Origin of the sequence: Abyssisolibacter fermentans (genome assembly GCF_001559865.1) — a bacterium.
In the GTDB taxonomy this organism is placed as follows: Bacteria; Bacillota; Clostridia; order Tissierellales; family MCWD3; genus Abyssisolibacter; species Abyssisolibacter fermentans.
Window position 1 is genome coordinate 1 of record NZ_LOHE01000054.1, and the last position, 22,384, is coordinate 22,384.

The 22,384-nt window shown below is 27.9% G+C and carries 23 protein-coding genes; 1 reads left to right on the forward strand and 22 read right to left on the reverse strand.

The features are described 5' to 3' along the window. Positions 1-443: 443 nt before the first annotated feature. Entirely contained in the window at positions 444-926 is a 483-nt protein-coding gene (locus AYC61_RS08910; protein WP_066500185.1) for a hypothetical protein, read from the forward strand. A 44-nt stretch (positions 927-970) separates the two neighbouring features. Here AYC61_RS08910 and AYC61_RS20675 read toward each other — a convergent pair whose 3' ends face one another. The 22 genes from AYC61_RS20675 to spoIIIAC all read right to left on the reverse strand — a co-directional run bounded on the left by AYC61_RS20675 (position 971) and on the right by spoIIIAC (position 22,201). Continuing rightward, a complete protein-coding gene (locus AYC61_RS20675) occupies positions 971-1,138 on the reverse strand; it encodes a small, acid-soluble spore protein, alpha/beta type (RefSeq protein ID WP_082759876.1) in 168 nt (55 codons plus the stop codon). Between the two features lie 1,029 nt (positions 1,139-2,167). Next, positions 2,168-2,518 (reverse strand): DUF898 family protein, encoded by a 351-nt coding sequence (locus AYC61_RS08915; RefSeq protein ID WP_066500187.1) that lies wholly within the window; start codon positions 2,516-2,518, stop codon positions 2,168-2,170. 372 nt (positions 2,519-2,890) lie between these two features. Further along, positions 2,891-3,091 (reverse strand): hypothetical protein, encoded by a 201-nt coding sequence (locus AYC61_RS08920; protein WP_066500193.1) that lies wholly within the window; start codon positions 3,089-3,091, stop codon positions 2,891-2,893. A 685-nt stretch (positions 3,092-3,776) separates the two neighbouring features. Further along, complete coding sequence (spo0A, locus tag AYC61_RS08925) at positions 3,777-4,580, reverse strand: sporulation transcription factor Spo0A (protein ID WP_066500196.1); 804 nt, start codon at positions 4,578-4,580, stop codon at positions 3,777-3,779. Between the two features lie 274 nt (positions 4,581-4,854). Further along, the gene (gene spoIVB / locus AYC61_RS08930) at positions 4,855-6,165 is read right to left on the reverse strand and encodes a SpoIVB peptidase (RefSeq protein WP_242866772.1); all 1,311 of its coding nucleotides are present in this window, start codon (positions 6,163-6,165) and stop codon (positions 4,855-4,857) included. A gap of 358 nt (positions 6,166-6,523) precedes the next feature. Beyond that, positions 6,524-8,206 (reverse strand): DNA repair protein RecN, encoded by a 1,683-nt coding sequence (gene recN / locus AYC61_RS08935; protein ID WP_066500197.1) that lies wholly within the window; start codon positions 8,204-8,206, stop codon positions 6,524-6,526. Between the two features lie 17 nt (positions 8,207-8,223). Continuing rightward, positions 8,224-8,676: an arginine repressor gene (locus AYC61_RS08940; protein ID WP_066500204.1), complete on the reverse strand. Its 453-nt coding sequence runs from the start codon at positions 8,674-8,676 to the stop codon at positions 8,224-8,226. Between the two features lie 199 nt (positions 8,677-8,875). Then, positions 8,876-9,679: a TlyA family RNA methyltransferase gene (locus tag AYC61_RS08945; RefSeq protein WP_066500208.1), complete on the reverse strand. Its 804-nt coding sequence runs from the start codon at positions 9,677-9,679 to the stop codon at positions 8,876-8,878. Then, positions 9,666-11,564, reverse strand: coding sequence for a 1-deoxy-D-xylulose-5-phosphate synthase (gene dxs, locus AYC61_RS08950; RefSeq protein WP_066500210.1), 1,899 nt, complete (start codon positions 11,562-11,564; stop codon positions 9,666-9,668). The genes AYC61_RS08945 and dxs overlap by 14 nt, the downstream gene beginning before the upstream one ends. Positions 11,565-11,568: 4 nt before the next feature. Further along, complete coding sequence (locus AYC61_RS08955; RefSeq protein ID WP_066500212.1) at positions 11,569-12,186, reverse strand: hypothetical protein; 618 nt, start codon at positions 12,184-12,186, stop codon at positions 11,569-11,571. Between the two features lie 1,128 nt (positions 12,187-13,314). After that, on the reverse strand, positions 13,315-14,211 hold the full coding sequence (locus tag AYC61_RS08960; RefSeq protein WP_066500216.1) for a polyprenyl synthetase family protein: 897 nt from the start codon (positions 14,209-14,211) through the stop codon (positions 13,315-13,317). 2 nt (positions 14,212-14,213) lie between these two features. Further along, positions 14,214-14,447 (reverse strand): exodeoxyribonuclease VII small subunit, encoded by a 234-nt coding sequence (gene xseB / locus AYC61_RS08965; RefSeq protein WP_066500218.1) that lies wholly within the window; start codon positions 14,445-14,447, stop codon positions 14,214-14,216. A gap of 9 nt (positions 14,448-14,456) precedes the next feature. Then, positions 14,457-15,662, reverse strand: a complete 1,206-nt coding sequence (gene xseA / locus AYC61_RS08970) for an exodeoxyribonuclease VII large subunit (RefSeq protein ID WP_066500224.1) — start codon at positions 15,660-15,662, stop codon at positions 14,457-14,459. A 398-nt stretch (positions 15,663-16,060) separates the two neighbouring features. Then, positions 16,061-17,020 carry a Kae1-like domain-containing protein gene (locus tag AYC61_RS08975; RefSeq protein ID WP_066500226.1) on the reverse strand — a complete coding sequence of 320 codons (960 nt, stop codon included), beginning with the start codon at positions 17,018-17,020 and terminating at the stop codon, positions 16,061-16,063. Next, complete coding sequence (nusB, locus tag AYC61_RS08980; protein WP_066500236.1) at positions 17,007-17,423, reverse strand: transcription antitermination factor NusB; 417 nt, start codon at positions 17,421-17,423, stop codon at positions 17,007-17,009. The genes AYC61_RS08975 and nusB overlap by 14 nt, the downstream gene beginning before the upstream one ends. Positions 17,424-17,577: 154 nt before the next feature. After that, positions 17,578-17,976: an Asp23/Gls24 family envelope stress response protein gene (locus AYC61_RS08985; protein ID WP_066500238.1), complete on the reverse strand. Its 399-nt coding sequence runs from the start codon at positions 17,974-17,976 to the stop codon at positions 17,578-17,580. Positions 17,977-18,094: 118 nt separating this feature from the next. Beyond that, positions 18,095-18,760, reverse strand: a complete 666-nt coding sequence (locus tag AYC61_RS08990; RefSeq protein WP_066500242.1) for a SpoIIIAH-like family protein — start codon at positions 18,758-18,760, stop codon at positions 18,095-18,097. A 400-nt stretch (positions 18,761-19,160) separates the two neighbouring features. Further along, positions 19,161-19,760 (reverse strand): stage III sporulation protein AG, encoded by a 600-nt coding sequence (gene spoIIIAG / locus AYC61_RS08995; RefSeq protein ID WP_066500252.1) that lies wholly within the window; start codon positions 19,758-19,760, stop codon positions 19,161-19,163. 17 nt (positions 19,761-19,777) lie between these two features. Beyond that, positions 19,778-20,389, reverse strand: a complete 612-nt coding sequence (gene spoIIIAF, locus AYC61_RS09000; RefSeq protein WP_066500254.1) for a stage III sporulation protein AF — start codon at positions 20,387-20,389, stop codon at positions 19,778-19,780. 8 nt (positions 20,390-20,397) lie between these two features. Beyond that, positions 20,398-21,594: a stage III sporulation protein AE gene (gene spoIIIAE, locus AYC61_RS09005; protein WP_066500256.1), complete on the reverse strand. Its 1,197-nt coding sequence runs from the start codon at positions 21,592-21,594 to the stop codon at positions 20,398-20,400. A gap of 10 nt (positions 21,595-21,604) precedes the next feature. After that, the gene (spoIIIAD, locus tag AYC61_RS09010; protein WP_066500260.1) at positions 21,605-21,991 is read right to left on the reverse strand and encodes a stage III sporulation protein AD; all 387 of its coding nucleotides are present in this window, start codon (positions 21,989-21,991) and stop codon (positions 21,605-21,607) included. 12 nt (positions 21,992-22,003) lie between these two features. Beyond that, a complete protein-coding gene (gene spoIIIAC / locus AYC61_RS09015; RefSeq protein WP_066500264.1) occupies positions 22,004-22,201 on the reverse strand; it encodes a stage III sporulation protein AC in 198 nt (65 codons plus the stop codon). Positions 22,202-22,384 lie beyond the last annotated feature (183 nt).

The following is a 22,384-nucleotide window of genomic DNA, read 5'->3' on the forward strand; positions in this document are numbered from 1 at the left end:
GTTTCCCAGAATTAAACTTAGAATTTAAAAAGTTATTAGCTAAAGGAGAATGTTGCTGTCATATGGTAGTAACACCAAAAAAATAACTTTTAAGCCTGATTATTCATATAACTTTGAATAATATGCTGTAAGTTTCTGAATTAGAAGATTCCAGTGAAATCGAAGGCATACTGAGTTGGAATGCCTGCCATTTAATGGACATATTCTATTCAGAAAGATACTTATTAATGAATCTCCTATTCCACTTTTTCATAAGAGTAAGCGATTCACATAAAATCATAGATTTTAGTTCACTGCTCATAATTTTATATGAATAATCTAGGTATATATTACTATTATAAAACTATAGTATAATAAAGAAAAGTAATTGTATGTATTTTAGGATATTTTTATATATAATGCAAATAATATTTTTAACAAATTTAAAAAAGTGGTGATTTTTTATGAGAAAATATCTAAAATATGTAATATCTATATTGTTGGCTCTATTAATTATTTTTAGTCAAAGATCAGATTTAGTAGTAAATAAAATGTCACAGAGCTGTTATTATTCTGAAAAAATTAATATTATATCTGATGTTAACTCATATAATCCATACAGAAGGTCTGGTATAGGTATAGGTTTAACAGCTAATACAAATGATTTAACAGACAGTAATAATTATAAAGCAAAATGGAGTACTAACTATGGTCAATTTGTTAAATATAGCCCCAAAAATTTATCAGCTATTTCGTTAGGAAAAAAAACAGAAGAAATGTTAGATGATAAAGTTTATTGGATACCAAACCACAATAATCAAAATGCTCAAAAAAATATATATTTTGAGATATATGCAACATTAATAGATAAAACAACAGGAAATATATTAGGAAAAAATAAAATAAAGCTCATACAATATTCTAATGGTAATGTATATGTTCAATAAAATTTAGTTATTATTTAAAGCACCCTAGATAGGGTGCTTTGATATTACTTTAAACCATCATTTTTCATGAGCTGCTTTTCACCCATTTCAACTAATTTTCTAGTCATCTGACCTCCTACTCTGCCAGCATAACTACCAATTAATCGGGATGTAGGGTTGATTTCTCTACCAAATTCTTCTTTAAAATTTGATTTCATTGGAATTTTATTCAAAAAAGTCACCTCGTAATGGTTTATTACTCACATCATTATTTTTGTAGTATAAGATATTTATATTGATAGTTTTATTTAATTTATAATAATGTGGGTTTGGTAATATTGTTTGGAATGGAGTAAAAAATTATTAAGGATAAATATAGAAGTTTGTTTATCATATATGATAATATCTATTATGATATACTAGCTTTTTTTTATGTATTTACAGACTTCATAATTCAATTTTTTATTTTTTTAAATAATAATTGTGTCCCCTACTAACTTTGTTCTACTGTATAGAAGGATAATTTTCCACTTAACCCTGTAGTTTCTCTTACTATATTTTTAATTTATAACTACAAACTATAAATTTTGATACTCTTTTAGAACTATTATTTGATACTCAATTTCCCTATCTTCTTCATTTAATATATACTTACCTGCTGTTATTAATGTTGCATAAGCTCTTATTTTCAATTTGTTTATAGTATAGCTATTATAAAATCTACAAGATGAATTTCTAAAAACTTATATGAAATTTTGCAAACAAAAAAGTATCCTATTAACTAGGCCTAATTATCACAAAAGTATATTAATAAAATCATTTATGATTTTACATGTTTAATCATGCAAACCTTTTTAATAATTGAATATATTTAAATATATAGAACCATCTTACATATAATTTAAATAAAATTACTTAAAATTCATAGGGAAGGAGGGTTAATATGTTAAAAAGAAAATTAGTACAAGTACTATTGTTGCATTTAAAGAATTATTTCGTTGTGGATGTATAGAATACCCTGATAATTACACGATTGTTACCATAAAACTACTACTGTTACTAATAACTTGTAATCATATTAGGCTCAAACCCAAATACTTCAAGGTTTGAGTCTAGGTATCTTCGTACTAAAAAAAACTAGCTTTTGCTAGTTTGAATTTGAATCATAATAGTGAGATGATGCCCTCAATAAATGAAGAGCATCACATTAATAATCTTGAAAAAATTAGTATAGGAACTTTATAATTAATTAGATATATTTTCTAAGCAAATACAGTATGTTTCACAATCCATTTTTTCACTGTTAATCTAGCCCAAAAACTGTATATACCTAACGTTATAATACTTAATAAAAATATTTTTATCCATATTCCAAATAAACCCATTGCAGTACCTGTAAACTTCAATCTATGACCATTTATAATGGTATGTTCTATATACCATCTTTCGCATCTGCATATAGCCCAAGGAGAACATATGCCTAATGTACAAATTATTATTATTGCTCCTACTAAATGAACACCTAAAAGTCCTAATAAACCACCGTCAAATTGACTTTCTGAGACACCTTGAGCTATGTTAATATTAATATTATTACTTGTTACTGTTTCCATATTATCACACTCCTAATTTAGTATAATTTCCTATTAAAGAATATCATAACTATTTAGGTAATGCAATGCAATATATAACAATACTATACATATAATATAATTTATATGTATAAAATTACATAGTATAATAAGTTAATTGTTCATATTACTATTTATTTACATATATCTTTATATTGTAGTATAATTGAGATGTCGAATCTATTGATTTTGACAAGGTTGTAGAAGGAGAACAGTTCAAATTTTCCTTCTATATTTATGTTCATTTTTAATTATATGCTAATATAAAAATATGAAGAACATAAAATAACACTTATACTGGTGTTTGGTTAAAGCGTTAGTTAACGTTAATATATCTGCATTTCTGTTTTTCTGCTAAGCCCAATCTTTGCAATCTTGCCTATATACTTTATAAGTCATGTATTCAGTATCATTTGCTTCTAGCATTCCTTTGTTTAGCATTTGTATTTCTTGCGCATAGTCGTATTGTTCGGCTATTTTTTCTCTAACTTGTTTGTTTATTTCTTCTTCTACTGGTAGAGAAAAAGGTTTCTCAATTGTTGTTATTTCTATCAAATTACTTTCTCCATAAACACAAGATCAAAGTGAGGAGCATGTTAAAACCAATGCCGATAAAAAATGTACCTCCATTGTTATAAATAAATATGGAAAATCTATTGCTATTTAATATAGTCATAAACTTTTTGCAAATTGAATATATTTACATATAGGATTATTAAATATATAGATGAAAGAATTACTTGATATTTTTAAAGAAAGGAGGGTTAGTATGAAAAAACTTAAAAAGAAAATTAGTACTAATACTATTATGAGGTTTAGAACATCATGTATGTTGTGTTGGGTATCCATTGATAGTGACCAATATACAATTCCTATGCGTAGATAATATCTCAGTTGACGCTTCGTGTGTCAACTTGTTTTGTAAGTTAGATGGTATTTGGCAACTGTTGCATAAAAGACTAGCGTGCTTGCTAGTCTGAATTTATATAATAAGTAAAATGTAGGCATCTTAAAGTAAAAAAAGTCTTATATGGCTTCAACACAAAAACCTTGAGCCGCATTTTCCTCAAGACTTATTCTAGCATTTTAACAATTCTTTGAACTCCTATTACAGTAATAAAACTTCATTATTTTGCATAAAAAATAGACCTCCCTTATTATTCAATAAATAAGGAAAATCTATTAGTGTTTTTTAATTTATAACAAATTTAGGTCTTTGCGATTACCCTCAAACTCCATTTTACGAACATAAGTCCTCTATTCTAAGTTTGTCCGCTACCATTGCTATAAATTCACTGTTTGTAGGCTTGCCTTTGTTTGTATGAACTGTATATCCAAACAAACTGTTTATAGTGTCTATTTTTCCTCTGCTCCAGGCAACTTCTATAGCATGTCTTATAGCTCTTTCAACTCTACTTGGAGTTGTATTATATTTTTTAGCTATTGATGGATATAATTCTTTTGTAACAGCACTTAATAATTCTACTCTATCTACTACCATGCTTATTGCCTCTCTTAGATATAGATAACCTTTTATATGAGCAGGCACACCAATTTCATGTATTATATTAGTTATCCTAGCTTCTAAGCTCTTAGGTTTTTTGTTGTCAAACATTGCTGTATTAGCCATATCACGAGTGCTTTTTCTTTCTACATTAGTAGGAGCTACTCCTGCTAATTCTCGAACCCTCTTCATTAATATTTCGAAATCAAATGGTTTAATTACATAATAATCAGCACCTAGATTTATAGCTCTTTGAGTTATTTTATCTTGTCCAACAGCTGATAAAACAACTACTTTAGGGAATTTTTCAAGCTTCATTGAATTTAATTTTTCAAGTACCCCTAAACCATCAATATGAGGCATGATTATATCTAATATAAGTACATCAGGTATTTGTTTCGATATAATCTCTAAAGCTTCTAAACCATCTTTGGCAAGTCCTATTACTTCAACGTCTGTTTGGGTAGAAAGATATTCATTTAAGATACTACAAAAATCTTTGTTGTCGTCTGCTACTAAAATTTTGATTTTTTTATCCATTAGATAACCCCCTAAGAAAGTAAAATATATATCATATAATCATATTCGACAATAATAAATGGTTTCCTTCTTATATTTAAATAAATCTTTATTTTTTGTTATTTTTATCAATTTTAGGCATATTTTAATCTATTTACATAAACCCATTGTGTGCAGCATTTACCATTAAAATGTAGCTTCTCTTTAATATAAAAAAAAAATGAATCGCTTACTCAGAGGAAGAATGAGTCCTAAGTAAGCGATTCACATCAAATCAGTCAAATACGACTTAAACTTATTTATATCTAAAAAATTTACCTACTTCCTTTTCCTTGATACCACATTCATCTAACATCCAATCTATATATATACCGTAGCCTTTTGTAGGATCATTTACAAATACATGTGTTACAGCACCTATTAGTTTTCCATTTTGTATGATTGGACTACCACTCATTCCTTGAACTATTCCTCCAGACTCACTTAAGAGCTCACTATCTATCACTTTTATTACCATACTTTTTGGTTTCTTTTTTGCTTGAAATTCTTTTTTTATTATTTCAATTTCATAACTTTTTATTTGATTATCTTTAGTTGTTGTAAGAATAAAGGCTTTTCCAAGTTTAACTTCATTCATGGTTGCTGCTGGTATCGCTTCAGGAATTACTGGATTTTCTATTTTTTCTATACCGTCACCGTATATACCAAATAGAGTATTCTTTTTAATATTTCCCAAAGGTTTTTCACAGTCATAAAAAACACCTTTTATTTCACCTGGAGTACCTTTTTTGCCTTGATCTATAGAAGATACTTTAGAATGTAGTATTTCACCTTTCTTAACAGGCATTAATTTTCCTGTATCTATATCTTGTATACCATGCCCTAAAGCACCAAACTTATTGGATTCTTGATGATAAAAAGTAAGTGTCCCTATTCCAGCTGTTTTATCTCTAACCCAAAGACCTATTCTATAACAATTATCTTCATTACATTTAATCGGTTCAATTTGAGTTTCAAACTTATGACCATTTCTTTCTAATATTAAATTAGTATTCGATTTTATGTTATTTAAAATTTCTACTACATGGTTAGAATCATTGACTGAAACTTTATCTATTTCTAGAATTATGTCTCCTACCTTTATTCCAGCTTCTCTAGCTGGACAATATTTTTTTCCATCTAAACCAGTTATTTCTGATAGAGCAACAACTAATACTCCTTTTGTATTAAGCTTAACACCTATAGAATGACCACCTGGAATTAACTTTATTCTATCAATAACATTTAATTTTACGTCTTTAATGGGAATAAAATTAAATAATTTATATTCAATAGTAGCTATTCCATTTTGTAAAAATTTAAAATCATATGTTTTAGTTGCATTCATTTTATTAAAATTTTTTTTATTATTACTCTCTATAATCTTATTATTCTCAAACACATTTAAAGTAAAGGGAAATACAGTTTTAAACTTTTCTGATTGACCTTTTACAATATTTAGCTGTGGTGGTATAGATACTATACTGTATATTTGAAACATATATATTATCATTATTGAAATAATAGATATAAAGATTACTCTTTTTTTTATAGAGTATTTCTTCAAATGAAATCACACTCCTATGTCTTTAGTTGTTTTGAAACACCTCCTGAAAATGAAATTTAAATTTTATTTGTAAATTTAATTTAGCCTTTTTAGCAATTATTTATTCCGAACAAATTTTTATCATTAATCCAACAAAAATATAATTTTCCGATTAATACATGGTATATATAATTCAAAAAATAAAAAAAATACTATTAATCTATAAAACAATCGTTAATAGTATAATTATTTATAAAAAAACAACCTAACAAATGGTTGCTTTTTAAACTTAACTTTCTATATCGTGGTTTTCTATATGTTTTCTTAGATAATTTTGGGTTACTTCCTTAGTTTTTACAGCATATATTTTAATGTTAAATTATGAATAATCTTGGTTTAGTAATTCTCTTGCAGTATTTTTTGTTACTTCTGTTAAATTTTCGCCACCAATTAATCTTGATATTTCATTAATTCTTTGATTTTCGTCGAGTTTAATAACACGTGTATATGTTGTTTTATCATTATCATTTTTTTCGATTTTAAAATGTACATCTCCAAGTGCAGCTATTTGTGGCAAATGCGTAATACAAATTATCTGTCTACACTTAGATATTCTTTTTATTTTCTTTCCAACCATATGAGCTGTTTTTCCACTAATACCAATATCTATTTCATCAAATATCAAACAATCTATATTATCTAACTCTGCTAGTATTGATTTAAATGCTAGCATAATTCTAGACATTTCACCACCTGAAGCTATTTTACTTAGAGATTTATGTTTTTCGCCAGAATTAGTTGATATAAGAAATTCTACATTGTCTATTCCTTTTATATTGTAATTTTTCTCCTGTTTTATGCTTACTCTGAAATCAGCTTTTACCATGTTAATTTCTTTTAGCTCTTCATTGATGTCTTTTACTAATTTAGAAGATATATCTTTTCTCTTTTCAGTTAGTTTAGTACATAAATTATCTAAGTTTCGTTTGCATATTTCTATATTGTTTTTAATATCCTTTAATTCTTTATCCAAATTAAGTATTTCATCAAGCTGTTTTTGTATAGATGTTCTAAAACTAAATATATCTTCAATATTTTTTCCATATTTTCTTTTTAAGGTATTTAAATAATCCAATCTGTTCTTTATTTCCTCAAATTTCATAGCATCAAAATCTATTTCTGATAAATATTTTCTCAATTCCATATGAACATCTTGCACATCGTATATAACAGATTGTATAGTATCCCTTATTCCAAAAAGCGTCTCATCAAAATTAGCAGAATTATTAACTTTTTCCAATATATTATTTAAACTATTTAATATTGAATAATCATAACTATCAGTATCTATTTCATTAAAAGCACTATTTATATTTTTTATGATGTTTTGCATATTAGCTAATTTATTATATTCAGTATTTAAAAGTTCATCCTCATTTTTATTGATATTAGCACTGTCTATTTCATTAATTTGATAATTTAACAATTCTATTTTCCGTTCTTTTTCCATATCGTCAATAGACGTATTTTTGTATTTTTGTTTATATTTGTTATAAATAGTATATTCATTTTTAACGTCTTGTAAAAGAGTTTTTAACTTTTTATCACCAAGCATATCTACAAAATCAATATGTTTATCTTTGTTAGTTAAAGACTGATGCTCATTCTGACTGTGCATATCAACAAGCTTACTAGCTATATTTTTTAACATCGATATAGTAACTGTTCTTCCATTTATTCGTGATAAACTCCTGCCTGTATTATACAACTCTCTTGTAATTAATATAGTATAATCTTCTTCAATATCTATGCCGTAATCTTGCATTATATCCTTTATGTCATCACAATCTTTTATGCTAAACAATGCTTCTACTGTAGCCCTTTTACAGCCTGTCCTAACACTTTCTTTACTAAACCTTCCTCCTAGAACTAAATTCAGTGCTCCAACTATTATGGATTTTCCTGCTCCAGTTTCACCAGTAATTACATTAAATCCCTTATTAAATTTTATACTAACTTTATCTATTATAGCGTAATTACAAATATTTATATCCAGAAGCATTTAAATTACCTCCATATTTACTTAGTCAATTCATGAAACCTATCAATAACATTTTGGGCAGTTTCTATATCTTTAACAGCAATAAAAATACAATCATCTCCAGCAATAGTTCCAACTACTTCTGTAAAATTCAAAACATCTACTGCAGATGCAGATATTTGAGCAGCCCCAGGTAACGTTTTTATAACAACAATATTCCCTGCAGGTTCTATAGATATAATAGAATTTCTAAAGATGCTTATTAGCCTATCTGTTGTGCCTTCATGGTTATTTTTAGTTACAGAATATTTGTATTTCCCATTTTTAGTTAGAACTTTTACTAGCCTTAGTTCTTTAATATCTCTTGATACAGTTGCTTGAGTTACAGTAATTCCAATATTCTTCAAATGTTCAGCAAGCTCTTCTTGTGTCTCAATATCATATTTTTTTATTAGTTCTAATATTTTACCTTGTCTAGTAAATTTTTTCATTTTATCCCCCCAACTATTTGAGTTATTTTATTTAGCCTGTTATTCTATAATTATTTGTAACACGTTGTATAGCATTAATTTTCTATAAATAATCTAATTTAATATAACAGGAAAAAAATATATCAAAATATAAATATAATGATCAACCCAGATTAAGTAGAAAAACTAATATATACATAACCTAGGATTAATTCTAGGTTTAAAAATCGTGAGATTTATCAACTATCAACCTTATATATTCTTTCATATTATCTGTATCCATCTTTCCTTTTTTAATATGTGCAAGATACTCTATATTTCCTTCTGCGCCTTTTATAGGAGAAAATGTCAACTGAACAATATTTAAATCATTGTTAGAACAAAATTCCATAATGTTTTCTATAACTTCAATATGAACTGATTTATCTCTAACAACACCTTTTTTGCCTACTTTTTCTCTACCAGCTTCAAATTGGGGTTTAATTAATGCAACAATATCTACATCATCTGTAGTTAACTTTTTAGCAACTGGTAAAATTAATTTCAAAGAAATAAATGACACATCTATTGATACAAAATTTGCTTTATCTTCAATATCTTCTTCAGTCGTATACCTTACATTTGTTTTTTCCATTACTACAACTCTTGGATCATTTCTAATCTTCCAATCTAACTGCCCATAGCCAACATCTATAGCATAAACCTTCTTAGCTTCATTTTGTAGCATACAATCGGTAAATCCTCCAGTAGAAGCTCCAATATCTAAAGCTATTTTATCTTGGACATGCACATCAAATTCTTTTAGTGCTTTCTCAAGCTTTAATCCACCACGACTAACATATGGTATCGCTTTACCTTTTATATAAATATCACTATCTTCATATACCTTAGTTCCAGGTTTATCAACTCTTTCATTATTTACAAAAACTAATCCTGCCATAATATTTCTTTTTGCTTTCTCTCTACTTTCTATTAACCCTTTTTTTACTATTAAGATATCTATTCGTTCTTTACTCCTTTTCATCAACTCTTCCTAAGATCCTTTCTTTAATTATTCCTATTATTTTATTACAATTCACTCCATAATCAGCGTACAGCTGTTCGACATTTCCATGTTCTATAAACTTATCTTCGTAACCTATATTATATACTATATTATTATACTGCTTTTTTATCAAATAATCATTAATATAACTTCCAAAACCACCAACAAGAACATTATCTTCTATAGTAATGATAACGTTATGTTTTTTTACAATACTATCTATTGCTTCTTCATCTAATGGTTTTAAAAACCTTGCATTAAAAACAGTAACTTCTATACCGTCTTCTAAAAGCATATTGTAAGCTTTCACAGCTTCATTAACCATGTGTCCAATTGCTATTAAAGCAATATCCTTACCATGATGCAATACCTCGCCTTTGCCTATTTCAATCTGTTTACTATCATAACCTTCATATTCTATACAGTTACCTCTTGGGTATCTAAGTGCAATAGGACCATCTTTATATTTAGCAGCAAATTCTATCATACTAATAAATTCTTGTTTACCCTTTGGCGCCATAATAGTCATATTTGGAATATGTGACAAATACGAAAAATCAAAAACTCCATGATGAGTTTCTCCATCACTACCAACAATACCAGCTCTATCTAAAGCAAAAACAACTGGTAAATTTTGAATACATACATCATGTAATACTTGATCATATCCCCTTTGTAGAAAACTAGAATAAACTGCATAAAAAGGTTTTAGATTTCTACTAGCTAAACCTGCTGATAATGTAACTCCATGTTGCTCGGCTATACCTACATCAAAGAATCTATCAGGATGTTCTTGCTTGAATTTAGTAAGCCCTGTGCCTAATGGCATAGCAGCTGTAATAGCAGTAATACTGTTATCTTCCTTAGCTAGCTTAACTAAAGTATCACCTAATACGCTTGAGTAACTTTGCCCCGATTTTTTCTTAACCTGACATCCTGTACTAATGTCAAATGGTGGAGTCCCATGGAATTTATCTGGGTTTTTTTCAGCTGGGTAATAGCCTTTACCTTTTTTAGTAACAGCATGTATTAAAACCGGTCCATTATATTTCTTCGCTATTTTCATAGTTTTAATCAATTCATTTATATTATGTCCATCTATTGGTCCAAGATATTTAAATCCTAATTCTTCAAAAAACACTCCCGGTACAACTAAGTATTTCAAACTATTTTTGATATTTTCAGTAGTTCTACAAAGCTTTCCACCGATTTTAGGTATACTATTCAATAATTTTTTTATATCTTTCTTGGTATTTAAATAAGAAGGTGCAGTTCTAAGCTTTGTAAGATAGTTTGATAAACCGCCTATATTTTTAGAAATTGACATTTCATTATCGTTTAATACGACAATAAATTTAGTTTTTACCTCACCAGCATGGTTCATTGCTTCATAGACCATCCCAGCAGTCATTGCTCCATCCCCTATTACGGAAATTACATTATAATCTTCCTTTTTAATATCCCTAGCCAAAGCAATTCCTAAGCCTGCTGATACAGAAGTTGAGCTATGACCTGTTTCAAATATATCATGTACACTTTCTTTTCTCTTTGGATACCCACTTAAACCTTTATATTTTCTAATTGTATGAAATTCATTTTTCCTACCTGTAATTATTTTATGAACATAAGATTGATGTCCAACATCCCATACTATCTTATCCTCAGGACTATTAAATACTTTATGTAAAGCTAATGTTAACTCTACTACTCCAAGATTAGATGCTAAATGTCCACCGTTTTTTGACATAACATTAATAATAAAATCTCTTAATTCTAATGATAATATATCTAACTCTTCTAAATTTAGTTTTCTAAAGTCATCTAAACTGTTTATGCTACTAATATATTTATAATTTTCGACCATTTAATCACCTTTTTCTTTTTAATTCTGGTAAAAAATCTATACCCAATTTTGTATTAATTACAAACAAAACCTTAGACGTATGAAATATAATTTTTTCAGAATTTCTTATACCCATTTCTTTACCAAAAGCCTTTCCACCAACTGTCAAAGAAGCGATTATAGCACTTACAAGAATACTTACTATAGTAGCAGTTTTAACCTCATACAAAGTAATAATCTTCACCACAATTATTGCTCCTGCCGCACCACTTAATATACCACATATATCTCCAATAACATCATTACAGAAACTTGAAACTCTAGCAGCATTTCTAACAAGTCTAACAGCATACTTAGCTTCTTTTACTCCATTAGCAGCCATAGAGTGAAACGGTTTTTCATCAGCTGCAGCAACAGCGATTCCAATCAAATCAAAAAATACTCCTAGAGTTATCAATATAAGTAATGCAATAGTAGCTAATGCAATATTAAAACCTCTCATCATATTTTCTGATACTAAACTAAAGAAAATAGTTAAAATAAAAGTCCATATTGATATTAAACAAATCCACTTTTTATTATACTTTTTTCTATTTTTCTCTTTGTTATTCCTTCCCAGATCATTTTTTTTATTATTTACCAAGGTATAAACCCTCCAAACAGTTTTTAAACCTAATTATTATTATAATTAATAAATTCCATATTCATTCCCTGTATGAGTAATCGATTAACCCGAAACATTATTTGCATGATTTTATATTTTGATATAACTGTATTTTAAATCTTTCATATTGTTTATACTATCTTTTTCATTTTCTTTAGAATTTTCATAATTTTATCTTAAATCTTTAACTCCTATTCGATTTTGTTACTAAAAATAAGCAACTGTCAACAAACATGAATAAAAGCTGATAGCAATAAAGCTACCAGCTATCAGAATGGTAATACTATTGAGTAAATTTTACGGCTTAGGTCTAGCTGGGTTTCCCAATAAACAAAAACTGTCTGTCGCCAACACAGCGGTTTCCCTTTAATTTGTTTCTATCCTGTCGCCATAGATAGGGCTAGATTGCCACTTAGACCGCACTGTAATCCTCAATATATTTCATTTGATCAGCCTAGGAGTTTTCCTCAACAGTACACACTAATCCCTATCCTCTTTTGCAAAATAGGTTTCAACAGCAAAACTACCCCCTTTTTGGCCTTAAAAAAGCTGTAGTCACGACCATTATCTACCTATTTCACTCAAGGCAGGCTACGCTGCAAGAGCTTACGCTACATTACAGGTTATCACATGTATAATACATGAGTCTCCACGAAGGTAGGGTCAACGCCCGCATGCCATTGCGGATCGCCCCATCCTCCTTACTCCCAGAATCGACCCCCGACTGGGCGTCAGCAGCCGAAACCAGGAACTTCATCGATATGCCCTTTAACGGATTTTTAGCCCCGTCTTCAGAACTAGCTGTACCGACTAGGATACTGAACCATTCTGTTTTAAAATTATAACACAGTAACTATAATATTTCAAACACATTGGTTAACAAGTTGCAATATTAATTTATTGTCTTCATTTTTTGATAACATTCTATAAACTTATTTTATATATGAATATTCTATTCATTCTTCATAAAATAAAACGAAAAGCTGTCCTCTTATTCATTTTAACACACTACTCATTTTCATTCTAAGAGTAAGCTAATTCGCAAGAAATCATAGATTTTGTTCTCTACTCAATAACAAGTGACTTGCATCACCATTTTACAAAATTTTAATATTCTCTATGCACAAAAAAATCTGCCATTTCTTTAAAAAAATCAACTACCTCTTTATTTTTGAATCCTTCTAAGCTTTTTATTGCTTCATTACATAATTTTTTAGTCATTTCTATAGATTTTTCTATTCCATATACACTTACAAACGTAGCTTTATTATTATCTTCATCACTACCCACTTTTTTACCAAGTTTTTCTTTGTCGCCTACTTTATCTAAAATATCATCTCTTATTTGAAAACTTAAACCTAAAGCTTTACTATAAGTTCTCAATTTATTTATTTCTTCGTTATCAGCTCCTCCAACAATAGCCCCGCTAATAATTGAAGCTTCTATAAGTGCTGAAGTTTTAAGTTTATGAATAAATTCTAGTTCGTCTTTATTAATCTCTTTGTCTTCTGCTAGAATATCCACTATTTGGCCACCTATCATACCTTGTACTCCTGATGCCTTAGCAATATTATTCATTGCATTTAAATACCTAATATCATTTTTATTATTATCTATCATGAATCCTAAAATACTTTCAAATGCATAATTAAGTAAACCATCTCCAGCTAAAATAGCAACAGCTTCTCCAAAAACCTTATGATTAGTCAATCTACCTCTTCTATAATCATCATTGTCCATAGCGGGTAAATCATCATGTATTAAAGAATAGGTATGGATCATTTCAAGAGCTACTGCAAAAGGTAAAGAATCATTTATGTTCCCTCCAACAAGTTCACATGCCTTAAGATTTAATATTGGTCTAATTCTCTTTCCTCCTGCAAATACACTGTATCTCATGGAGTCAAATACACTCTTTTGTAAAGAATCGAAATTAGGTAATTTTTTATCCAATTCATTATTTATTATTTCTCTATATTTTTTTAATTCTTCTGTAAAATTCACGTTTATTCACCATCCGTAAAGTCCATTTCTTTTATAACATCATCGTTTTGCTCTAATATTAGTTTAACTTTTCCATCAACATTATTAAGTTTTTCTCTACAATATTTATATAACCGTACTCCTTCTTCAAAGTATTTCAAAGAATCATCGATTTCCAAATTATTGTCTTCTAATTTTTTAGTGATTTCTTTTAGCCTATTAAGTGCTTCTTCAAATTTAATCTCTTTATTATTCATATATACACTTTACTCCTTATACATATTAGTAACTTTAGCTTCAATAATTCCATCTTTCATATATATGGAAAGCTTGTCATCAATACCTAATTTACTAATAGTATTAACACAATCTCCATCTTCATTTTTAATAATTGAATATCCTCTTTCCATAACAGCTAACGGACTAAAAGAATGTAATCTAATGCCTTCTTGTTCTAAATAGTTAAGTTTTCTTTCTTGAATATGTTTCATTTTAACAAGCATTCTTTTCATATATTCATCTATTTTATCTTTATTATAATTTATATTATTGATTGGATTATTTAGTCTTAGTTTATCACTTAAAGAATTTATTTCATATCTATTTTTTTCTAGTTTTTTTTCAAACAGATATTTCATAGTATTAAATATATCATCTAACTTGTAGTTAAGTTCATAATATTCAGGCACTACAATTTCTCCAGCAGCTGAAGGTGTAGGTGCTCTATAATCTGAAACGAAATCTGCTATAGTAAAATCTGTTTCATGTCCTACAGCTGAAATAATTGGAGTTTTTAAACTATGAATTGTCCTAGCAGTCTCTTCTTCATTAAATGCCCATAGCTCCTCTATAGACCCTCCACCTCTGCCAGTAATAATAACATCTACATCTTCTCTATTGTCTAAATATTTAAGAGCTTTACATATATCCATGTGCGCAGTTTTTCCCTGTACTAATACAGGATATATTAAAATATCCATTTTGGGGAATCTTCTTCTTATAACTGTTATTATATCTTTAACCGCTGCACCTGTAGCAGATGTAACAACCCCTATCTTATTTGGTATAAATGGTATTTCTTTTTTCGTTTCTTTATCAAATAACCCTTCTATTTCTAAATTTTTTTTCAATGTTTCAAAAGCAATATGTAACTGACCTAAACCTTTAGTCTTTACTTCTTTAACATATAATTGAAAAATGCCATCTCTTTCATATACTGAAATATTTCCTTTTACTATTAAATTGTCTCCATCTTTAATAGTAATATCAAGCATTTCTGCTTCTGAACTAAACATTACACATTTAAGTTTGCTTTTTTCATCTTTAAGCGTAAAATACAAATTTCCGCTATAATGGCTCTTAAAGTTAGATACTTCTCCTTCAACTACTATTGAATATAATATTGGATCAGTATTTAGTAACCTTTTGATATATTTATTTAAATCACTTACCTTTAAAGGTTTAATGTTCATTCATATCCTCCCTAGTTTTACATAATTAGTAGGAAAATATATTTTTCATCCTATTCTCTTTACTGATTTTTGCTTCTCTAGAATTATGTTAATCTAAATTTCAGCTTATTTTAGTTATCCTTAAATATTCGTATAATCTTAATGTGACTGAGATTATTTAGAAAATGTTATGTTTTTTATAAATTTTATATAAATATTCAGGATCTAAAATTGCAACTTTATAAATACAATTATATCATATAAATTAGTGTAACCTAGGTTATTATTTAATTATTTTAATTCTTAATTATTCAAAATAATAAATATAAGTCCCACTTCTAAAGCTTAAAAAAACTGGGTTGTCTCAAAATGAATAAAGTTCAAAACATTGAAATTCGGTCATTTTTTAACATCCCCGTTTAATATAAATCTCTCATATAGCCTAAATATGCATTTCCTACTGCATTATCAGAACAATATTTAATATCTGGAAAATAAACTTCTAGTTTATCCGATAAGTCTTCTTTTATTAAATCTCTAATATATATGTTTGATGCTACACCCCCAGCGAAAATAATACTTTTAATACCACTATTATCTTTAATAGCATTTAATACTGAACTACTTAATGTTTTAGCAACAACATATAATACACTTCTAGCAATATTAGAGGCTTTATAACTTTTATCTATTAATTTATAAAAATATGTCTCCGCACCTGAATAATTTATCCATGTTTTATCAATATTTTGGGGCAATTTTTCTGGAATAATAACTCCATCCATTGCCAACTTTTCTAACTCAATTCCACTTGGAAATTCTAAACCCATTTTTACACCAATTCGATCTATTAATTGCCCACAACTTATATCCTTGGTTCCTCCAATAACTTTTACTTTGAATTCAAAAGGTTTTACTCTATGTACATTTAATAGTTCAGTTGTTCCACCAGAAATATGAAATAATAAAAAATCTTTAACCGCTAATTTATTACAACCTAATAAAGCTGCTCCTATATGACCATCTTGATGACTACAGTTAATAATAGGTACATCTAGTAAACTTGATATTATTTGAGCTTGTACTTTTGATACATTAAAAACCGGCATATATGAACCTTCTACATTTCTTGGTCTTGTGCTTGCGACTACATTTATTATATTAGAATAATCTATAATCTCTCTCGCCTTTTCAAATAAATCAGGTAAATTATTTAAATGCTGAAAAACAGCTTCTTGTTGTCTTAATCCCCGACTGCCCTTTTTTACATCTAATAATTTTCTTAAATCGCATACAACTTTTCCTACATCATCGATAATTGCTATTGAAGTCTTATATGCACTCGTATCTATTCCTAAATACAGTTTATTTTGACTCATGATTATATTTATCCCTAACAAACGTACCTAATATTCCATTAATAAATTTACCAGCTTCCAAAGAACTATATGTTTTTGCTATTTCTACAGCTTCATTAATGCTTACTTCTATAGGAATATCTTCTCTAAACATAATTTCATAAATAGCTATTCTTAGAATTGACAAATCTACAGTAGATATACGTTCTAATTTCCAACCTTTTGCATAATTCTTTACAATATTATCTATATCATCTTTATTTTCACTAATAGTATCAATACAATTGTCTATATACTTAATTTCATCACCTGTTATCTTATTTTCTTCATAAAAAATGTCTTTATTACTTTTGTCAAAATCATCATTAACTTGCATTTGATACATCAATTGCATAGCTTTTTCTCTTGCAGCTTTTCTACTCATCTATTTCCTCCTTGAAGGTTTAAAAAGTTATTATATACATCATTTATTTGTCTATTAACATTATTAAAGGATGTTTAAAATAGCAATTTCATTACTAATAATGCTTCTTACATTTTAAACACCCCGAAAGGACTATTTTATCAATATTATCCTCTTAATCTTCTAATTCTTCAATTTCTTTAGGTTCTACTTTTTGAATTTGTACTCCTTGAACATGTATGTTAACTTCTATAACTTCTAATCCAGTCATAGTTTCTATTGCATTTTTAACACTTTCTTGAACTTTCCATGATACTTCAGGTATTTTAGAGCCGTAATTTACAATTACATGTAAATCTATTTTAGTTGTATTTTTTTCAACTGATACCTTAACACCTTTAGAAAGATTCTTTCTACCCAATATTTCTGCTATATCACCAGTAAAACCACCACTCATACCAGCAATACCTTCAACTTCTGTAGCAGCCAAACCAGCAATTACTCCTACAACATCATCTGCTATTTTTATTTCTCCATTACTTTTTATTTCATCATTTAATAAGTTATTATCCATTTTGCACCTCCATCCAATCATATAACAATAATATATAATGCCAGTATAGTATATTATTGCTATTATAACATTTATTCAAAGTAATTATACCAAATCAACTATATTTTTTCAAATAATTCTACTGTTTTTTCATTATCTTTATGTTTGCAGCTTGTAATTTTGTTTCTTCTTTAACAATACTTAATATTTTAGCTACATCTTGTTTATTTAATTCATCTATTGATACAACTACACTTACACTTGCATCATTAATAAATAATAGTGCATCTTCATAACCTTTAGCTTTTATCAAACCTTCTATATACAGTTCCTGCTGCGATATCTTACCAATACTCAATATCTGCTCTTGAGCCTTAGACCTAATATCTTCAATAGTATTATCATTATTAATTATTTCATTTAACTTTTCTATCAGATTAGCTCTAAGCTTATCTCTAGATAGTCTAAATTCTACAAAATAATTTGTATTTTTCTGATTATCTTTATCGCTTATATTTTTATTGATTTGAGAATTCACTTTATCACTAATATCTTCTAATTCACTTTCTTCACTATCAATTATTTGCATTGAATCATTATTATCATTTTTAATTTTCATAGTACTTTGTATGTCTTCATTCGCTTTTGCTAAATTCATTTTTCTAACCATTTCATCTTCATATTCTTGATATTCATTTGATGAAAATTGTGCTCTTTGTCTTGTAAGCCTATGATTAATAAAACCAACCACTATTAGTAGTAAAACTAATGAAATTAAATAAGCTATCCTTTTCTTTACATCCAAGTTCAAAACCCCCTTAACTTAAATATTATAGTTAATTGCAAAACTCTACACTATACATAAATTCAATGTTTATATGCTATGATGTAATTGAGTTTCCCCCATAAAACAGTTCTAAAAATACCAATAGAGTTACTAGGGAACCATCTCATGTTTCTTTGAAAGCGTGACTTCAAGAGTTCGTTTCTTCATCGCTCCTAAGTAGAGAACCAAAATCTAAAATTTTGAGTGAATCACTTACTGCTAGGAACGCAGTGAGTAGTGAGTTTCTTATTTACTTTAAATGGGCTCTTGCCCAGCCGTCAAAGATTATGAGATGCGTCCCTTCGCCCAAAACTTATGAGCTAAAACATTAAAATTATGCACATTTTTTTATTTTAGTTTTGCAACTACCTATTATATATTAATCACTTAAAAATACTTCTACTTTATTACCAGATAGACCTAACACTGTTTTGACAGCTGAATATAGGTCTTCCTTTACTTTAATATTATCTACCCCTTGCGCAACAACGATTACACCCTTTACTTTTGGTTTTATTTCTTTGAGAATCACAAGCCCCTCTTCATCACTTGATTTCGTTACAATTTCATTTATTTCATTCTCTTTATTAGTAGCTCGCGTACCACCTTGATAGTCCTTTTCATCAGTTTTTTCTATTATAGTAGTAGTATTAATTGCTGGTATTCTTTCAGCAGTATCTTCTAATGTAACCATAACCTCTACACTGCCAACTCCTCTAATTTTACTCAGAATATCTTCAAGCTTGTTTTCAATATTATTGGCATAATTATCAATTATATCTTTTGAATTTTGATTAGTGAAAATGGATGAGCTTTGAACAGGTTGGTCATCACTCAAATCTTCATTTTTTTTGCTATCATCCGAAAAATAGGTTGAACCTATCAATAATAATATTCCAATAATTAATAAGAAAATTAAATTATTTGCTTTTTTATCATTACTACCTATAAATTTATTTATAGTTTCTTTAAAACTCATTTTAGCTTCGTTACCTCCTATTCATCCTTATTATTCATGTATATACATATATCACTTTGTTTAATACCATAATTTTCCGATAATCCTTTTACTAAAGCATCATTTTTTATTTTTTTGTCAACTATATTTTTTTTATTTTGTACTGATGTAATATTCACTTTTTCAATATTTATTTTATTATCCTTATTTTTTTCAACTTCTCTATTAGATACTTTTAAATTTAAAGATTTAATAGAACCGACTGTATCAGTATTTTCATCTTCAATTTCTAGTTTTATATCATTAATATAATAATTACTATTAACTTCTACGTATTTAGTTATGTCATCTTTGATCCTGTTAACATACACTTCTTTTATATACTTTTTTTGAGATTGAGCATATTCTTCATTATTTTTTTCATTATACTCGGCATACATATTTAATTGTTTATAACAATTACTATCAAAGGTTAAATCTCCTTCTATAACAGTTGTTATTGGTTTAATAATAACAATTATAAGCAAAAGTCCCACTATCATTTTTACATATCTCTTTATACTGCTATTAGGTAAAATATTCTCTAATATTATCAGAAAAAAGCTTATAAAAACTATATTAGAAACCCATGATTTTAAAGCTATTGCCATTCACTCACCTACCTTAGCATAATAGTCATTTTTCCAGCTGTAATTATTATTGTTATTGTAATAAAAAACATTAATGCAACAGATATTACAGCAGCTAATACTAAAACAAAAGCTTTACTTATCTCTGAAATACTCTCTACTAACTTTTTATCAGCAATAGGTTGTATTAGAGCAGCTGTGAATTTGTATATAATAATAAGAGACATTATCTTGATACAAGGTATAATACAAATAATAAATAAAGTGATTAAACCTACTACTCCAATAGCATTTTTTAATAACATTGAACAACCTATAACTGTATCTACTGCTTCTGACAAATATCCTCCAACTATTGGAATAAAGCTATCTATTGCAAATTTGGCAGTTCTTATGGTAACTCCATCTACATTTGCTGCTGTCATACCTTGAATCGATAATATTCCCATGAAAATAGTAAAACATACTCCAATTATAACTACACTTACCTGTCTCATTAATTGTGCTAACTTTGATATTTGAACTTTGTTAGAAATGTTATTAATTAAGCCAATAATAGAAGAAAAATATATTAAAGGTATTATTATCTCTTTAATAATTACACTTACAGTAGTCATAGTACCTAATATAATAGGTTGGAATATTGCAGAGCTAGTTATTCCACCCATTGCAGCTAACAATATCATCATAGTTGGAAAAAGTGCTTGCATAAAAGAAACCATTTGATCTATTGCTTCTTTACCTATCCGTATACCTGTCAAACAACTCTTTATAACAATAGACATAATAACTATATAACAAGCTAAGTATGCAACTTCACTTATTGAATCATTGTTAAATGCATTTCTAAGATTCATAAGCACTCCACATATGATGGATAAAATTAATAGCTTGGCTAATATTGATATATTATTTCTTACCTCGCTAAAAATCATTTTTAACATACCATTTAATATTTCTCCTGAATCTAGTATCTTTTCTCCTTTAATAAGAGCAGTTAAAAATTCTTTAAAATTAATCTTTGGTAAATATTCACCAGATGAACTATTAACATCCTGTATTTGTTTTAATAGTTCATTTAAATCCAAATTATTTATTTGGTCATTAATAATACCTTCAGCAGTTTTTTCTATGAAACCAGAGTCTTCGTTATCATTACAATATCCTGTATTTATTGTTAATAAAAACAACAAAATACTTATTAAAATAGCTATTTTTCTTTTCATTTTTATCCCCTTACGGCATTATATTTACTATTAAATCCATAACCCCTATAAAAATTGGTATTGAAATAACCATTATTATTACCTTACCTGCTAATTCAATTTTTTGACCTATTGTATTTTGCTTTGCGTCTTTAGCAATTTGAGCACCAAACTCAGCAACATACGAAATTCCAACAATCTTTAAAACAACCGTTGTGTATACAAAATTTATGTCAACTTTGTTTGCTAAATCTTCCAATGTCTCTATAACATACTCTAATTTACTTATTATTATAAAAAAAATCAAAAGTCCTGTAGCTATGCTTATATACAAGGACATTTCACTCTTTTGCTCCTTTAAAAGTACTGCTAAAATAGTAGCTACTATACCAATACCTACGATTTGAAATATCTCCATATTTCTACCTCTTCAATATAATTTAAATACTGTTTTCACTTCGTTAAATAACCTGCTTATCATACCTATAACCATTGTTAAAACCACAACTATGCCAGCTATAGTTGTAACCATAGCGTGATCTTCACTCCCTGCTTTTTTTAGTACTTGATTTAATACTGCTATTAAAATACCTATTCCCGCAATTTTAAATATTATATCTATTTCCACTATAAGCACCCCTCTTTTCTAAATAGTATTATTAAAATAATTACCAACACACAGCCCTATAAGGAAAACTCTAATGTTTCTTTGAAAGGTGACTTCAAGAGTTCGTTTCTTCATCACTCCTACTTAAATCAATAGGAACGGACTCTTGTCGGAACCATCAAAGATTATTAGAGGGTTCCCCTC

What these genes read in the sequence shown, in the direction of transcription:
- AYC61_RS08975 (WP_066500226.1), bottom strand. Translation starts at nt 17,020, where the DNA reads ATGAGTCAAAATAAACTGTATTTAGGAATAGATACGAGTGCATATAAG.
- AYC61_RS08910 (WP_066500185.1), top strand. Translation starts at nt 444, where the DNA reads ATGAGAAAATATCTAAAATATGTAATATCTATATTGTTGGCTCTATTA.
- recN (WP_066500197.1), bottom strand. Translation starts at nt 8,206, where the DNA reads ATGCTTCTGGATATAAATATTTGTAATTACGCTATAATAGATAAAGTT.
- AYC61_RS08940 (WP_066500204.1), bottom strand. Translation starts at nt 8,676, where the DNA reads ATGAAAAAATTTACTAGACAAGGTAAAATATTAGAACTAATAAAAAAA.
- spoIIIAD (WP_066500260.1), bottom strand. Translation starts at nt 21,991, where the DNA reads ATGGAGATATTTCAAATCGTAGGTATTGGTATAGTAGCTACTATTTTA.
- spo0A (WP_066500196.1), bottom strand. Translation starts at nt 4,580, where the DNA reads ATGGATAAAAAAATCAAAATTTTAGTAGCAGACGACAACAAAGATTTT.
- xseA (WP_066500224.1), bottom strand. Translation starts at nt 15,662, where the DNA reads ATGAACATTAAACCTTTAAAGGTAAGTGATTTAAATAAATATATCAAA.
- spoIIIAF (WP_066500254.1), bottom strand. Translation starts at nt 20,389, where the DNA reads ATGGCAATAGCTTTAAAATCATGGGTTTCTAATATAGTTTTTATAAGC.
- spoIIIAE (WP_066500256.1), bottom strand. Translation starts at nt 21,594, where the DNA reads ATGAAAAGAAAAATAGCTATTTTAATAAGTATTTTGTTGTTTTTATTA.
- nusB (WP_066500236.1), bottom strand. Translation starts at nt 17,423, where the DNA reads ATGAGTAGAAAAGCTGCAAGAGAAAAAGCTATGCAATTGATGTATCAA.
- AYC61_RS08985 (WP_066500238.1), bottom strand. Translation starts at nt 17,976, where the DNA reads ATGGATAATAACTTATTAAATGATGAAATAAAAAGTAATGGAGAAATA.
- dxs (WP_066500210.1), bottom strand. Translation starts at nt 11,564, where the DNA reads ATGGTCGAAAATTATAAATATATTAGTAGCATAAACAGTTTAGATGAC.
- spoIIIAG (WP_066500252.1), bottom strand. Translation starts at nt 19,760, where the DNA reads ATGAGTTTTAAAGAAACTATAAATAAATTTATAGGTAGTAATGATAAA.
- AYC61_RS08945 (WP_066500208.1), bottom strand. Translation starts at nt 9,679, where the DNA reads ATGAAAAGGAGTAAAGAACGAATAGATATCTTAATAGTAAAAAAAGGG.
- xseB (WP_066500218.1), bottom strand. Translation starts at nt 14,447, where the DNA reads ATGAATAATAAAGAGATTAAATTTGAAGAAGCACTTAATAGGCTAAAA.
- AYC61_RS08915 (WP_066500187.1), bottom strand. Translation starts at nt 2,518, where the DNA reads ATGGAAACAGTAACAAGTAATAATATTAATATTAACATAGCTCAAGGT.